14 protein-coding genes are annotated in these 14,895 nt (G+C 71.6%); 8 read left to right on the top strand and 6 right to left on the bottom strand.

Going from position 1 to position 14,895, the window contains the following annotated elements; translation table 11 throughout:
• Positions 1-43: 43 nt before the first annotated feature.
• On the bottom strand, positions 44-400 hold the full coding sequence (locus DVR07_RS12255; protein ID WP_115797571.1) for a DUF5802 family protein: 357 nt from the start codon (positions 398-400) through the stop codon (positions 44-46).
• Positions 401-613: 213 nt separating this feature from the next.
• Between DVR07_RS12255 and DVR07_RS12260 the strand changes: the two genes are divergently transcribed.
• From DVR07_RS12260 to DVR07_RS12270, 3 genes are all read left to right on the top strand, one after another.
• Positions 614-1,261, top strand: coding sequence for a DUF1405 domain-containing protein (locus tag DVR07_RS12260; protein ID WP_115797572.1), 648 nt, complete (start codon positions 614-616; stop codon positions 1,259-1,261).
• A 115-nt stretch (positions 1,262-1,376) separates the two neighbouring features.
• Positions 1,377-2,525, top strand: coding sequence for a coiled-coil domain-containing protein (locus DVR07_RS12265; RefSeq protein ID WP_115797573.1), 1,149 nt, complete (start codon positions 1,377-1,379; stop codon positions 2,523-2,525).
• A 76-nt stretch (positions 2,526-2,601) separates the two neighbouring features.
• Entirely contained in the window at positions 2,602-3,423 is an 822-nt protein-coding gene (locus DVR07_RS12270) for an ArsR/SmtB family transcription factor (RefSeq protein ID WP_115797574.1), read from the top strand.
• Between the two features lie 31 nt (positions 3,424-3,454).
• Here the strand turns inward: DVR07_RS12270 and DVR07_RS12275 are convergent, their stop codons facing one another.
• Entirely contained in the window at positions 3,455-3,958 is a 504-nt protein-coding gene (locus DVR07_RS12275; protein WP_115797575.1) for a hypothetical protein, read from the bottom strand.
• A gap of 355 nt (positions 3,959-4,313) precedes the next feature.
• Between DVR07_RS12275 and gatD the strand changes: the two genes are divergently transcribed.
• Both gatD and DVR07_RS12285 read left to right on the top strand, forming a co-directional pair.
• A complete protein-coding gene (gene gatD / locus DVR07_RS12280; RefSeq protein WP_115797576.1) occupies positions 4,314-5,561 on the top strand; it encodes a Glu-tRNA(Gln) amidotransferase subunit GatD in 1,248 nt (415 codons plus the stop codon).
• A 5-nt stretch (positions 5,562-5,566) separates the two neighbouring features.
• The gene (locus tag DVR07_RS12285; protein WP_115798329.1) at positions 5,567-6,508 is read left to right on the top strand and encodes a GNAT family N-acetyltransferase; all 942 of its coding nucleotides are present in this window, start codon (positions 5,567-5,569) and stop codon (positions 6,506-6,508) included.
• A gap of 48 nt (positions 6,509-6,556) precedes the next feature.
• Here the strand turns inward: DVR07_RS12285 and DVR07_RS12290 are convergent, their stop codons facing one another.
• The 4 genes from DVR07_RS12290 to DVR07_RS12305 all read right to left on the bottom strand — a co-directional run bounded on the left by DVR07_RS12290 (position 6,557) and on the right by DVR07_RS12305 (position 10,887).
• Positions 6,557-7,744: a hypothetical protein gene (locus tag DVR07_RS12290; RefSeq protein ID WP_115797577.1), complete on the bottom strand. Its 1,188-nt coding sequence runs from the start codon at positions 7,742-7,744 to the stop codon at positions 6,557-6,559.
• Positions 7,745-7,835: 91 nt separating this feature from the next.
• On the bottom strand, positions 7,836-8,126 hold the full coding sequence (locus tag DVR07_RS12295; RefSeq protein WP_115797578.1) for a ubiquitin-like small modifier protein 1: 291 nt from the start codon (positions 8,124-8,126) through the stop codon (positions 7,836-7,838).
• Between the two features lie 74 nt (positions 8,127-8,200).
• Positions 8,201-9,433, bottom strand: coding sequence for a TrkA C-terminal domain-containing protein (locus DVR07_RS12300; RefSeq protein WP_115797579.1), 1,233 nt, complete (start codon positions 9,431-9,433; stop codon positions 8,201-8,203).
• Positions 9,430-10,887 carry a potassium channel family protein gene (locus DVR07_RS12305; RefSeq protein ID WP_115797580.1) on the bottom strand — a complete coding sequence of 486 codons (1,458 nt, stop codon included), beginning with the start codon at positions 10,885-10,887 and terminating at the stop codon, positions 9,430-9,432. The genes DVR07_RS12300 and DVR07_RS12305 overlap by 4 nt, the downstream gene beginning before the upstream one ends.
• Positions 10,888-10,964: 77 nt before the next feature.
• Between DVR07_RS12305 and DVR07_RS12310 the strand changes: the two genes are divergently transcribed.
• From DVR07_RS12310 to DVR07_RS12320, 3 genes are all read left to right on the top strand, one after another.
• A complete protein-coding gene (locus DVR07_RS12310; RefSeq protein WP_115797581.1) occupies positions 10,965-12,149 on the top strand; it encodes an NAD-binding protein in 1,185 nt (394 codons plus the stop codon).
• Between the two features lie 185 nt (positions 12,150-12,334).
• Positions 12,335-13,708: a TIGR00341 family protein gene (locus DVR07_RS12315; RefSeq protein WP_115797582.1), complete on the top strand. Its 1,374-nt coding sequence runs from the start codon at positions 12,335-12,337 to the stop codon at positions 13,706-13,708.
• Between the two features lie 118 nt (positions 13,709-13,826).
• Positions 13,827-14,867: an FAD-binding oxidoreductase gene (locus DVR07_RS12320; protein ID WP_115797583.1), complete on the top strand. Its 1,041-nt coding sequence runs from the start codon at positions 13,827-13,829 to the stop codon at positions 14,865-14,867.
• The last annotated feature ends 28 nt before the right edge of the window (positions 14,868-14,895 follow it).

The raw sequence follows: 14,895 nt of genomic DNA on the forward strand, positions 1-14,895 counted from the left end.
TGCCGGTCCACGTAGTAGGGACACAGGGTCAGCGACTCCGGATTCAGGTGCCGACGCCGGGGGTCGTCTCCTGGTACCGGAGCAACTGGTCGGCCCGGTCGGCCTTCGCCAGTAGCACCTCCTTGAGCGTCGGCGGGTTCCGGATTCGGGTGTCGTCGAGGAGCCCCTCGGGAAGCGCGAGCGTCCCCTCGGGGACGCCGTCGCCGCCGTGGACGGCGACGTGGCGCCGGTCTACCTTCATCACGAGCGGATTGTCGAGCCGTTCGACGCCCTCGCCGGTGGTGTACAGTTGCTCGTTGATGCGCCGGTGGTCGTCGCGGCGCATGACCGCGTGTTCCCCGTCGGACGGTTCGACGTAGAGCCGCCCGAGGTAGTAGCCGCTCGAAAACTCCTCGAACATGGGTCGTGTTGTCGTATACCACTGCCCAGTGATAAAGGTTACGTAAACACTTATATAGAAGAGTAAGTCCACTATTTAATGAGTTTCGACTTGGGGTTGGCGGCCCCGCACTCTCAAGGACCGTCAAGCCCCATTCTTGGGGTCGGAAGTTGCGGCCCCGGGCGCCGTCGCGGTCCGGGAAGACCTTTGTCGCTGGCGCCCCCGGTCACCTGCATGGCGACGCTGGAGCGGTACGCGCGACGGTACCTGGAGGACGGGCCGAACCTCGCGTGGCTCGTGGCCGTGAACGTGCTGGCGATCCTCGTCGGGATCGAGTTCTACGTCGAGACGCTACCCGAGGTCCCGATCTACCTCTGGCCGTACTACGCCGACTCGCCCGCCGCGCTGTTCCTGGTGACGCTGTCGCTGGTCACGCTCCTGCCGAACCTGGGTCGGCCGCTCGACGAGGCGCCCAGAAATCGGGCGCTTGCGTACCTCCACACGCTCGCGTTCGCGTGGCTGGTCAAGTACGGCATCTGGACGTTCGTGGCGCTCAACCTCGGCTTCGGGGCGTACTTCGGGCCGCCGTGGAACCCCGACGCGTTCTGGTCGTACTGGTTCATCGTCGTCACCCACCTCGGATTCGTGGGCGAAGCGGGGGTGCTGCCGTACTTCGGCGCCACCACGCGCGGGGCCCTGGCGACGGCGCTCGTCGCCCTGCTGGCCAACGACGCGGTCGACTACCTGCTGGGCTACCACCCGCCGCTCCGGTACGACCCCGGCCTGGTGCTTCCCGTCGCGACCGTCGCGCTCTCGGTGCTGGCGGTCGCGGCGGCCGCGAGCGCGTTCGACCGCCTCCCGGCCGACGGCGGGGCTACGTAGGAAGGTTCTAAGCCGATTTTAAACTCTAAGGAGACACCTGACTCCCCGAGTCGGGGGCGTGAACGGAACGAACGAATCTCGGCCTTTTTAAGTCACGGGGGTATAGGAGGAACCGATGAGCCTCTACCGAGCCCTCCTGCTGGCGCTGATCGTCGTCGGCGGCGCGGTGACCGCCGGCGTCGCGGCGGGCGCGACGGTCCACGATGGCGCGGAGCGCGTCGCGGACGATACCGCCGACCGCGACGGCGCCGAGCGCACCGCCTCGCCGGTCCCCGCAGACGTCGACGCTGCCGAGGTCCGGGCCGGCGCCGCCGCCCAGGACGCGGCGAACAACTCCACCGGCGGCTCGGCACTGGGCGCGGACATCTCGGCGTTCATGCAGACGAGCGCCGCGGAGGTCGACGGCGCGGTCGAGACCGGCATGTGGGGCGCGGCGTTCAACGGCACCGAGAACCGGTCGGAGCGCGTCCGGCTCGTCGAGCGCCGGACCGAGGAGCTCAATTCGACGCTGGCCGAACTCCGGGAGCGCAAGGCCGAACTCGTCGCCGAGCGCGCCGCCGGCAACGCGAGCGAGGCGGCGTACAAGGCCAAGATAAGCGGCCTCGTCGGCCGGATCAACGCGCTCGAATCGGCCGTCGACGCCACCGCGGACCGCGCCGAGGAGGTCGGCGTCGACCCCGAGGCGCTCGGCACGCTCCGGACCGCGACCGCGAACCTGTCCGGGCCCGAGCTCGCGGCGGTCGCGCGCAACGTGACCGGCGTCGGCACCACCCCCGTCGCTCCAGGAAACGGCCGGGCCGGCCCGGCGAACGGCGAGCGGCCCGGCGCCGGCAACGCCAACGGAACCGGCAACGGGCTCGGCCTCGAGAACGGCACCGACCTCGGGAACGGGACCGCCGTCGGCGACGGAGACCGACCCGGCGTCGGTAGCGAGGACGCCGCGGGCAACGCCACCGGAGCGAACGGCGCCGGCGTGGGCTCCGAGGGTAACAACGTCACGAACGTCGGTAACGGCAACAGGGGTGCGGGACAGAGCGGCGACGGCGACCCGCCGAGTCGCCGCGGCAACGGCGACGGGAACGCCAGCAGCGGCGGACCGGGCAGCGACGGAACGCCCGCCGGCGCGGCCGACGGCGTCCGGAGCACGGTCGCGGCGGTCGACGGCCCGACCGAGACGGTCCTGGCGACCGTCACCGCGACTCCCGGCCTCTTCGGTCACGTCTCGACCGCGCTCGAAGCGCCCGCCGTCGCGCCGGCCGCGTAGGTCTCGCCGGCCGGCGACGCCGGGACGCGACCGAGAGACACGCTTTTGGGCGCGCGATTCCTACCCCCGGTAGCGAATGGACTCCGCCGAGCTACTCGACATCCTCGGGAACGAGAACCGGAGGCGCATCCTCCGACTGCTCGCCCGACGACCCTGTTACGTCACCGAGATCAGCGAGTACCTCGGCGTCAGCCCGAAGGCCGTCATCGACCACCTCCGGAAGCTCGAGGACGCCGGGCTGGTCGAGAGCCGGACCGACGACCAGCGCCGGAAGTACTTCTCGATCTCGCGCAACCTCCGGCTGGAGGTCAGCGTCTCGCCCTACGAGTTCGGGATGAAGAGCGCCTACCCCGCGAGCGCGAACCTCGACGCAAGCCGGTGGCGCTACGTCTCGCTCAACGTCCAGCTCGACGCCGCCGAGGCCGACGAACGGTCGGACGAGTCGGGCGCGGACGCCGGAATCGAGTCCGGAGAGCCCGAGAGCGAACCGGACGACGCCGCCGAGACCGAGTCGGTCGACAGTCCCGAGAACGAGCGAGCAGAGGACGCCAGCGCCGAGAGCGACGGGGACGACGCCGCGGACGGGACGGCAACCGACCTCGCGTCGGAGCTCGACGAGCTCAGGCAGCTCCAGCGCGAGCTGTCGCTGGCCCAGCGGTGGGTCCACGGCCGCATCGCCGACGTGCAGGACCGGCTCGGCGACGCGGTCGACGGCGACGGGGAGGCCCGGCTCCGAGCCGACGCGCTGGCGGCCGTCGCGGGCGGCGCGACCACCGTCGCGGAGGTGAGCCGGGCGGTCGAGGCCCCCGAGCACGCCGTCGAGGCGTCGCTGGTCGAACTGGCCGACCGGGGGTTCGTCGACCGGACCGACGACGGGGAGTGGACGCTCGCGGAGTGACGCGGCGCGACGAACGCGACGGGGGTCCGACTCAGATGTCTTCGGTCAGGCCCTTCCGGAGGTCGCCGCCGAAGTACGCGCCGAGCGCGCCCGCCAGTAGGCCGGTCCCCGCGCCGAACGCCGCGATGGGGACGCCCATTCCGCCGGCGACCGAGAGCGCGAGGTGGCCGAGCAGGGCGGTGACGCCGGCCGCGACCGCGCCCGCGGTGGCCGACTCGAGGACGGTCGAGCGCTCGACCGCGAGGCCGAGCACGAACGCGCCGGCGAACACGCCGAGGAGTCCCGCCAGGTTGTCGAGGAACGGGAGCGGGACGAAGGCGGTGCCGGCGACCATACCGCCGCCGAGCAGGGCGAGCGCGTAGAGGAACGCGCGGGGCGAGAAGATGTTCGCGGCGCGGTGCTGGAGGCGCCGGCCGAACGACGTGGAGGACGACGCGGAGGACTGGGTCTCGGCGTCCGCGGAGTCGTCACCGAGAACGTCGGTGAAGTCGTCCGCGACCGAATCGCGGGTGCGCTGGTCGGAGCGCTGGGGCATACGGGAGTGTGTGTCGGCCGAGGTAATGGGTCTTTCCGTGGATGAGCCATCTCGCTGCGTGTTTTCCCCCGTATCGGTTTTGCCAATCTGCCCGGATAGAGCATCCTGACGCTCGTTTCTCGATGCAGGCACAGTCGTGGTCGTGACGCCCCCTCGAAAGCCCCTCGCTCAGCACGGCCCCTTTCAGTCCCACCCTGTCGGTTGGTCCGCCGGGCGCTTCCCGGTGGCCTGTCTCACCGAGCGCGTCCGGCGCCTGTCGCTGCTTTCTTCCTCGATCGTGCCCGCCGCGTCGCCCCACACCACACGTTCCGCCCGAAAAGATGGTTTCAAGTCCGGCGCGCCGGTACCTCGTGGTATGAATCCCGGCGACCGCGTCCGCGTCCAGCGGGCCGACCAGACCTACGAGGGCGTCCTGCTCCCCTCCTCGACGAGCCAGAACCTCGTCGTCAAGCTGGAGGGCGGCTACAACGTCGGAATCGACCGCGACGACGCCGACGTCGACGTGCTCGAGACCGACGTCTACGACATCGACGCCGGCGAGACCGACGAGGAGTCGGCGGTGGAGTTCGACCCCGACCTCCCGACCATCTCGCTCATCTCGACCGGCGGCACCATCGCCTCGACCGTCGACTACCGGACCGGCGCCGTGACCGCCCAGTTCGACGCCGAGGACGTGCTCCGGGCGGTCCCGGACCTCGCGGGCCGGGCCAACTACCGGGGCCGCGTGGTGACCAACATCCTCAGCGAGAACATGACCCCCGACGTGTGGCGTGAGCTCGCCGAGGCCGTCCGCGAGGAGATCGAGGCCGGCGCCGACGGCGTGGTCGTGATGCACGGCACCGACACGATGCAGTTCACCGCGAGCGCCCTCTCGTTCATGCTCGACACCCCCGTTCCCGTCGTGTTCACCGGGAGCCAGCGGTCGGCCGACCGGCCGTCCTCGGACAACGTGATGAACGCGGTCTGCGCGGTCGAGGCCGCCAAGGCCGACGCCGCGGAGGTGCTGGTCTGCATGCACGCGACCGAGAGCGACGACGTCTGCGCGCTCCACCGCGGGACGCGGGTCCGCAAGAACCACACCTCGCGCCGCGACGCCTTCGAGACGGTGGGCCGCAGCCCCCTCGGCGAGGCCGCGTACGGCGGCGGCGACGTCGAGATAAGCTTCCGGCGCGCTCACGGCGAGCGCGGCGAGACGGACCTCGACCTCTCGCCCGACCTCGACCCCGACGTGGAGCTGGTCAAGTTCACGCCCGGCACCGACGAGTCGATCCTCGACCTCGCGGATGGCAAGGACGGACTCGTGCTGGAGGGCACGGGCCTGGGCCACGTCCACACCGACTGGATCCCCCGCATCGGGGAACTGGTCGACAACGGGACGACAGTGGTCATGACCAGCCAGTGCCTCCGGGGCCGGGTCTGCGACCGGGTGTACGACACCGGCCGGGACCTGCTCGACGCGGGCGTCGTGGAAGCCGGCGACACGCTCCCCGGCACCGCGAAGGTGAAGCTGATGTGGGCGCTGGAGAACAGCGCCGACCCCGCCGAGACGATGCGCGAGCCCGTCGCGGGCGAACTGACCGAGCGCTCGGTGCCCTGGGAGTGAGTCGCGTGAGCGGCACGCACGTCAGCGTCGACGTCAGAGCGGCGCGTCACGACGACTACGAGGACATCGAGGCGTTCACCACGAACACCTGGCCCGAGCGCGACGGCGGCGACTACATCCCGGACGTCTACCACGACTGGATCGAGGGCGACCGCCGCCGGACCGCAGTCGCCGAGGTCGGCGGCGAGGTGGCCGGCATCGCCCAGTGCGTCATGCTCTCGGAGTGGGAGGCGTGGTGTCAGGGGATGCGCGTGAACCCGGAGTTCCGCGGCCGGGGCGTCAGCGTCGCGGTCACCGAGGACCTCTTCGACTGGGCGCGCGAGCAGGGTGCGACCGTCGCCCGGAACATGGTCTTCTCGTGGAACGTGGCCGGCCTGGGCCAGTCGCGGGCCGCCGGCTTCGACCCCGCGACCGAGTTCCGGTGGGCCCACCCCGAGCCCCGTCCCGACTCCGGCCGGGGTTCGACCGACGGGAGCGACGCCGAGACGACGGCGGACCCGAACGCGGCGTGGCGGTTCTGGACCGACAGCGACGCCCGCGACCGACTCGGCGGGCTCGCGCTCGACCCGGAGGAGACGTGGGCGGTCTCGCAGCTCACCCGCGAGCACCTCCGGGCCGCGGCCGACGAGGACGGCCTGTTCGTCGTCCAGGACGACGGCACGCGCGGGTTCGCCCACCGCGTCCGCGAGTACGAGCGGCAGGCCGGCGACGACGACGGCTCGGAGAAGACCGAACGGTGGGTCGAGTACGGCGTCGGCGCGTGGGCCGACGCCGAGGGCGCGCGGGCGGTCCTCGACGCGGTCGCCCGCGACGCCGCCGACCGGGGCGCCGACCGGACCCGGGTCCTGATCCCCGAGTCGGTCCGCCACGTCAGCGACGTCGCGTACTGCCGGGTCGAGGTGTCGGACGAGCCCGACTTCGTGCTGGGCGCGGACCTGACCCGGTAGGTCGCGGAGCTCGGGCGGTTCGTGGCGTGCGGCCGCGGACGACTCGCGCTAATCGTCGTCGGCGGCGGGCTTCTCGTCGGGCTGGTCGTCGCCCCCGTCGTCGGGCGTCGGGATGCTCGCGTCGGACACCTCGACGCCGTCGTCCCAGTCGAACTCGTCGAGTTCGTCGCTGTGGCGCAGGACGAACGGTCCGGACGCCAGCGTCTGGAGCGTCACCGTCATCGCGCGGATGACGTAGGAGGTCAGCACGACGTAGGGGGCGAGCGCGATGGTGTAGGAGAAGGCGACGAACATCGTGAGCGGCTTCATGCTGAACTCCTGGGAGACGATCCACAGCTCCTCGATCGGGATGAACTGCTTGGAGTGGATCGCCAGCATCACGTACGAGATGAAGACCACGGTCGGGAGCGCGACGTAGAGGAGTCGGGCCGACAGCCGGGCGAACTCCCGCTTGTAGTACAGCGACTTGAAGTACTCCCGGCCGGTGGCGAACACCTTCAGCGTCTCCACGAGGTCGTCGATGGCCTCCTGCTGGTCGTCGCTCAGGCAGTGGCCGTACTTGCGCTTGAACCGGCGGGCGACGTGGAGCTGCCAGGAGTAGTCGTAGTTCAGGCCGGCGAGCAGCACCTTGAACGAACCGAAATTCGAGCCCGAGAGCGTGTCGGCCGCCCGCTCGGCCTCCTTCGTGACCTCCTCGGAGAAGATCTTCGCCTCCTCGGCGAACTCGTCGTTGTCGCCCTCCTCGGCGATCTCCTCGATGCCGTTGGCCTGGCGGTCGATGACCTTGAGGATCGTCCGGAGGAACTCGGCCGGCCGGGCGGGGCTCACGTCCGACTCGATGAACTCCTCGATCTGCCCCCGGTAGCGGATGGAGGCGTCGATGCGCTCGCGCTGGCTCTCGATGTCGGTGATCTCCTCGGAGAGGACGATGGAGTTGATGGAGACGACGATGGAGACCAGCAGTATCGACCCGCTCAGGAGGGCGCTGAACAGCGTCTGGACCGTGTTGGTGTTCGAGAGCAGGTTGTCGATGTTCCACGGCCGGAGCACCGACGCGATCAGGAGGACTGCCAAGACGCCGACCAGCAGGGCGAACGCGACCCACATCCGCTTGCCGCGCAGGACGATCCACTGTCGGAGCCGCCGATAGGGCGAGGTCGCCTTCTCTCGCTCCCGCTCGCCCGGTATCAGCGAATCGAGCGCGCGCTCCTCGGACCCGTCCCCACCCAGTTCCATTCCACCGTTGGTAGCGGCGCGGAACGTTAAGCACTTCTGGCTGACCCGGAAAGCCGATCCGGACCGCGGCCCGGGGTCTACCTGCGGCGCGTCAGGGCGCGGTTACGGACCCGCCGCTGACCGGCGGGAACAGCGCGAGCTCGTCGCCGTCGTCGAGCTCGGTGTCGAGGCCGTCCTCGGCGTGGACGTTCGTCCCGTTCCGGAGGACGTTGATGTGGTCGCGCAGGTCGCCCTCCTCGTCGTAGATTCGGTCCTCCAGGCCGGGGTGGTCGGCGACCAGCGCCGCGAGCGCCGCCCCGACCGTCTCGCCGGGGTCGGCGTCGACGTCGACCCGCTTGCCGCCGGCGATCTCGGCGAGGTCCGCGAACAGCTTCCACTCCATGTCCGACTGGTTGGCACCGGTCGGCCTTTGTTCCATCGCTCGCGGAGACCCCCTCGTCCCCTCTCGAGACCCGGTCACTCGGCGACGACCGGTTCGGTCCCGCCGCCCGCCGCGGCCTCGACCTTCCGGAGCAGTTCGGGCCGGGCGACCACGTAGAGCGTGTCGCCGGCCCCGAGCAGCCGGTCGGTGGGCGGAATCGTCTCGACGCCGTCGGCGCCGCGGACCGCGACCACCGTCGCGTCGATGCTGCCGACCGGCGCGCCGACCAGCGGGCTGTCGGCCGAGAGCGAGACCGCGCCGACCGTCTCGTCGGCCGCCCGGAGCCGCGCGGAGAACTCCCGGTCGGCCCGGGGCTGGGTCGGCAGCGTCACCAGCCGGTACTCGGCGCCGGGGTCGAGGCGGGCGGCGTCGGCGGCGTCGAGCGCCAGCGTCACCACGTCCCCCGCCGTCGCCCGGAGCTCGGCCGTGGCAATCCGCTGGGGATCCGAGTCCGGAGATTCGGCGCTCGCCGATTCGGAACTCGGCGATTCGTCGGCCGGGTGCTCGTCTCCACCTCCCTCCTCATCACCGCTCCCCGCCGGCGGAGTCTCTCGCCACACCTGCACGACGTCGCCCGCGCCGGCGCTGAACGCCGGGTCCGCCCGGACCGCGACCGCGACCGTCCCCGGCGCGAGCGTCGGCCCGATTCCGGCCGCACGCCCGCCCGCCGCGAGGTACGCGACCGTCCCGTCGTCGGCGAGTTCGACGTCCACGTGGGCCACGCCGTAGTCGTCGCGGAGGCGTTCGACCAAGCGTTCGCGGAGTTCGGCCACCGTCAGGCCGCGCGGAAACCGGAGCGTCTTGCCCGCCAGCGACTCGGCGGTCTCGGCGTCGAGGGGTTCGTACCCGTCGATCTCCTCTATCTCGTCGGGGAGTTCGACGGTCACGAACCGGCCGACCGACCCGACGAACCGGCTCACGTCGGCGTCGACGCCGACGACGCCGGCGAGGAGGTGCGCGCCAGACCGCGCGCCGACCGAGGCCGCGCCCGCGCCCAGGACGAACGCCGCGACGGTGACCGCCACGGTACCGGTCGACGGCACGACGCGGCCGGCGCTGAGGAACTGGCGGAGCGCCGTGGTGGTGTTGAGCCACGCGCCGACGACGCCGAGGCCGACCAGCACGGCCAGGCCCTCCGGCATCTCCTCGCGGGCGTACGACCGGTAGAGCAGGCTCGCCAGGGTGGCCGCGCCGCCGGCGAGCAGCGTGAGGCCGAGTACCCGCCCGACAGCCACCGCGGGGCGTTCGAGCGCCGCGAGGAGGTTCATCGGTCCGCCTCCCCGTCGTCGGGCTCCCGAGCGACCGCCTCGTCAGTTGCCTCCGGAGCGATTGCCGCGTCGGCCGACCCCGACGAGGCCGCCGCGTCGGTCGGTTCCGAGACGACGCCACCGCCGTCCGATTTCGAGGTGACGTCTCCGTCGTCCGACTCCGGCGCGGCCGCCGTCTCCGGCGACCGCCGGACCGCGTCCTCGAAGCGGTCGAGCGCCTCGCGCGACCCGACGACGTAGAGTTCGTCGCCCGCCGCGAGTCCGGTCGCGCCGCCCGGCGCGACCGTCCACGACCCGTCGCGCCGGACCGCCAGCACCGCGACGCCGTGCGCCTCGCGGGGCGCGGCCGCCCCGAGGGTCGCGCCGTCGAGCGCGCACCCGGCGGCCAGTTCGACCTGCCGGACCCGTTTACCGTCCCGTCGGAGGAGCGAGAGGAGTTCGAACTCCCGGCGGGTGCCGCGGGCGCGGACCCGGACCGCGGCCGACGACGCCCGGAGCAGGGGCTCGGCGTCGCGGGGCGGCACGGCGACCGTCACCCGGCCGTCCCCGCCGGTCGCCCGCGCCGAGGCCCCGCTCGCCGTCGACGGACGCGTCCCACTCGGTTCGGCGGTTTCCGGTTCGTCGGATTCAGGGTCTTCGCCGGCAGGAGGGGCCGGAGCGGTCGGTGTCGTCGCGGGGGCCGCGTCGGACCCCGACCGGGCGCTCAGGACGGTCCCCTCGACCTCGCCGCCGGGCGTCGCGACAGTCACCTCGTCGGCGCGGGCCAGCCCGGTCGGGACCAGCGCGTCGACCGAGACCGCGCGCCGGCCCTTCGGGACCCGCCGCGAGAGCGCGCCCGCGGGCGGGGCGGCGCTCACGGTCGCTCGCCCCCTGGAGTCGATGCTCGCGGTCACCTCCGCCAGCCCGTGTTCGGTCCGGAGCCGCTCCTCCAGGCGGAGTTCGATCTCCGACAGCGGGAGGTCGGCGGGGAACGTCCACTCGCCGTCCCGGATGGTCGCCCGCAGCTCCGCCGAGAGCGACGGGTACCCCTCGACGTCGCCGACCTCGCCGGTCACCCGCACCCGGACCTGCCCGAACCGCCCCACGCGCTCGACCGCGTCGGCCGACAGCCCGCGCTCTCGGAGCCGCCGGAGCGTGAGCCGCCGCGGGAACTCCGCGCCCATCCGGTCGCCCTGCGCGTGAGCGTAGAGGGTCGCCATCATCACCACCAGCGCCGACACCAGCGCGGTGGGCGAGGTGACGAACTGGGGGTCGAGCAGGCCGAGCAGCCCGCCCTGGATGCCGGCGAGCGCGACGCCGAACACCAGGACGCCGAACCCCGGGATCGAGACGCCGGTGAAGTACTTGAACGTGAAGCCGAGCGACCACGCCACGAGCGCGGGCACCACGGCCGTCAGCACCCCGAGGTAAAGACCGAGGAGCAGATCGACGACGAGATCGGGGCCGAGAGGCATGCGTTACGTTCCGGACAGACACACCACCCCCAAAGAACTACCGACCTTTTTTAATCGAGACCGCGAGAACCACCGGTATGGAGGCGGGAACTCGGCGCGGCTGGGTCGGCGTCCGGCTCGCGGTGACGCTGACGTTCGCGGTAGCCCTGCTCTCGATAGCGACCGGCATCTCCAGCATCGGGTTCACCGCGGCGTCGACCCAGAACCTCTTCGGCGGCCAGATTCCCCGGTGGGCCCAGGAGACCGCCGGGTTCACCGGGACGCTCACCGGCTTCCTGATGCTCGCGAGCGCGCTCGGGATGCGCCGCGGCCTGCGAGCGGCGTGGTACTCGACCGCGCTGTTGCTCCCGCTGACCGCGGCCCAGGGACTGATCCAGTCGAGCCCGTACTCGCTGCCCCTCGTTGTCGCGTCGCTGGGGTCGCTCCCCGTGATCGCGCTGGCGCGCCGCCGGTTCGACCGGGAGGTCGACCTGTCGACCACCCAGCTCGCGGCGGTGGCCGCGCTCGCGGGCGTGCTGGTGTACGGGACGGCGGGCACGTACGCGCTGGAGGACCACTTCCAGAACGTGGAGACGCCGCTCGACGCCTTCTACTACACGCTGGTCACCGCCAGCACCGTGGGGTACGGCGACCTCACGCCGACGACCCAGACCGGCCGGCTGTTCGGCATGACGGTCGTGGTCCTCGGCACCGCGAGCTTCGCCATCGCGCTGGCCTCGCTGCTGGGGCCCGCCATCGAAGCCCGCCTCGCCACCGCACTCGGTAAAATGACAGAGACACAGCTCGAACTCCTCGAAGACCACGTCATCGTGCTCGGCTACGGCGACCTGACCGAACCCATCCTGACCGAACTCGACGGCCAGACCGAGTTCGTGGTCGTCACGCCGGAACCGCAGCGAGCGACCGAACTCGGCGACAGGGGGTTCAAGGTCCTCAGGGCCGACCCCAGCGACGAGGAACCGCTCCGCCGGGTCGGCATCGACGAGGCCCGCGCGGTCGTCGCCGCCACCAACAACGACGCCGAGGACGCGCTGGCGGTGCTGACCGCCCGGCAGCTGAACCCCGACATCCGCATCGTCGCGGCCGCCACCGACCGCGAGAACGTCGACAAGCTCCGGCGCGCGGGCGCGGACTCGGTCATCAGTCCCGCGACCATCGGCGGCCACCTGCTGGTGCGGTCGGCGCTCGGCAACGACGGGATGGAGAGCGTCGCCGACCGGCTCTCCGGCGAGTCTCCGAGCAGTGAGTCTGCAAAGCGGTGAATACGACCAGTCCGTCCGGGTTCCGGGCCGGGCATAGCGGCTGTCGGACCGCGGGCTCGGCGTCGAAGGAGGGTCCCGGGACGGGGCCGGAGCGCGTCCGTCGAGATTCCCGACCCGACCTCGCCGAGCGGCGGGTCCACGCCGCGTTCCCCAAGGTTATTTGAGCCGGCGCGGGACCCCCAGACATGCGGCTGCTCCAGATCGCCGTGCCCGTCGGCAAGCGCGACGGCGTCGAGCGGGTGCTGTCGGACAACGACGTCGACTACTTTCTCACCGACGAGACCTCGGGGCGCGACTACGCGGCGCTCGTGTTCGTCCCGACGGGGCCCGAGGACGTGGAGGCCCTGGTGGACGAGCTTCGAGCGATCGGCATCGAGCGGAAGGGGTACGTGACCGTCGGCAAACTCGAAACGGTCCTGTCCGACCGGTTCGAGCGCCAGCAGCACGACGGACCGACCGCCGAGAGCACCGTCGAGGAGACCGACGGTCGGATCGCGCGGGAGGAACTCCGCGCTCGGGCCGCGGCGGTCGCGCCGATAACGCCGAACTACGTCGTCTTCACGGTCGTGAGCACGATCATCGCGACGGCCGGTCTGCTGATGAACAGCGCCGCGGTAGTCGTCGGCTCCATGGTGATCGCCCCGCTCATTGGCCCGCCGATAGCCGCGAGCGTCGGGAGCATCCTCGACGACGACGACCTCTTCCGGACGAGCGTGAAAGCGCAGTTCGCCGGCCTGCTCGTCGCGGTCGCGAGCGCCGCCGCGTTCGCCGGCCTCCTCCGCGCGACGGTGATGCCCCACGCCGACCTGCACGTCGTCGAGCAGGTCGCCGAACGCATCAATCCGGGCGCGCTCGCGCTGGTGGTCGCGCTCGGCGCGGGCGTGGCGGGGGCGATGTCGCTCACGTCCACGACGAGCGTCGCGCTGGTCGGGGTCGCCATCGCCGTCGCGCTCATCCCGCCGGCGGCGACCGTCGGTCTCGGAATCGCCTACGGCGACCTGACCGCCGCCGTGAGCGCCGGGATCCTCGTCCTCATCAACGTCCTGTCGATCAACGTCGCGAGCCTCGGGACACTCTGGGTCCAGGGCTACCGGCCGGAACACTGGTTCGCCGAGCAGGCGGCCCGGCGTGCGGTCGTTCGGCGCGCGGCACTGCTCTTCTCGGTCGTCCTCGTGCTCTCGTCGGCGCTCGTCGTCACGACCATCAACGTCTCGGAGAACGCGGAATTCGAACGAACGGTCACCGAGACGGTGTCCGAGGCGGACGCTCGCGTCCTCTCGACCGACGTGTCGTATCGGACGGAGCTCTTCCTCCGCCACCCCACCACGGTGACGGTTCGGACCGTCGGCGGGTCGGCGGGCGCGGCGGATGCCCTCCGGGAGCGAATCCGAACCCGAACGCGGCTGGACGTGACGGTCATCGTGATCCGTGAGAGCGGGGAGGTCTCGACCGCGCGACCGGTCCGCTCGTCGTCGACGGACGAGTTCGCGCGGCCGGACTCGCCGACGATCACCGCATCAGGCCTCGACGGTCGCCATCCGACCGCGGGAGTCGCGTAGCGCAGCGGGCGGACCAGCGAACGAAGCGGGCGACGGGGCGAACCCGGAGCGCTGTCCGGCGCACGAAGCGGGGTGGGGCTATCGCCACGTATTTCCAGCTCCGATTCCGGCGTGCGGTATGGTCGCACCGATACGGGAACACCAGTCCCAGCACGACGCCATCGCTGACCTCCCGCTCATCACCGAGTCCGCGCGCGTCACGGACGTCACCAGGATGGACCGGAACCGGCGGTCGGAGGTCACCGCCGCAGTCGCTCGGTGGCTCGAGGAGCGCGGCGTCGCTCACGAGTACGGCCCGGTCGAGGGCCCCGACGACTGCCGGCGGCTCTCCGCCCGGCTCGGCCGCGACGGCCGTCCGGCGGTCGCCCGGCGCGTCGCGACGCTCGCCGAGCGGATCGAGCGACCTGAGCCGATGCTCACCCGCGTTCGGTTCCGAACGGAGGCGGACGTCGATTTTCTCGCCGGCCAGTACGTCGGACTCCGGTACGGCGGCACGTCACGGGCGTACTCGCTGGCGAGTTCGCCCACCGAGGACGAGCTCGAAATCTGCGTCCGGCGCATGCCGGGCGGGCGCCTCTCCCCGCGACTCTGCGACGAGCTGACCGTCGGCGACGAACTGACGATACGCGGCCCGTACGGCGAGCTGGTCCTCCAGGACCACTCCCCGCGGGACATGGTGTTCCTCGCCACCGGGACGGGAGTCGCACCGTTCAAGAGCATGATAGACCGCGTCTTCGAGACCGGCCGTGACGAGCACGCGGGCGGCAGACGGGACGTCTGGCTGTTCCTCGGGGCGGGCTGGGAGGACGACCTCCCGTACCGGGAGGCGTTCCGTGAACTCGACCGAACTCGAGAGAACTTCCACTTCGTGCCGTGTCTGAGCCGCGAGCCCGTCCTCTCGGAGTGGGACGGCGAGACGGACTACGTCCAGCACGCGCTGCTCAAGCACGCCGACTCCGCGGCCGTGACCGCCGGAACGGGCGAGCGACTCGAGCGCTGGCTGCGGGCGCGTCCGCGGTCCGGCGTCGAGGCCCGCATCGACCCGGCGAACGCCGAGGTGTACGCGTGCGGCATCAACGCGATGGTCCACGGCCTCGTCGAGGCCGTCGAGCGGCTCGGCGTTCCGGAGTCCCGAATCGAATCCGAAGGGTTCGGATAAGCGCTCCCCCGGAGAGCGATGGCGCCCG

The sequence above is a fragment of the Halorussus rarus genome (genome assembly GCF_003369835.1).
Lineage (GTDB): Archaea > Halobacteriota > Halobacteria > Halobacteriales > Haladaptataceae > Halorussus > Halorussus rarus.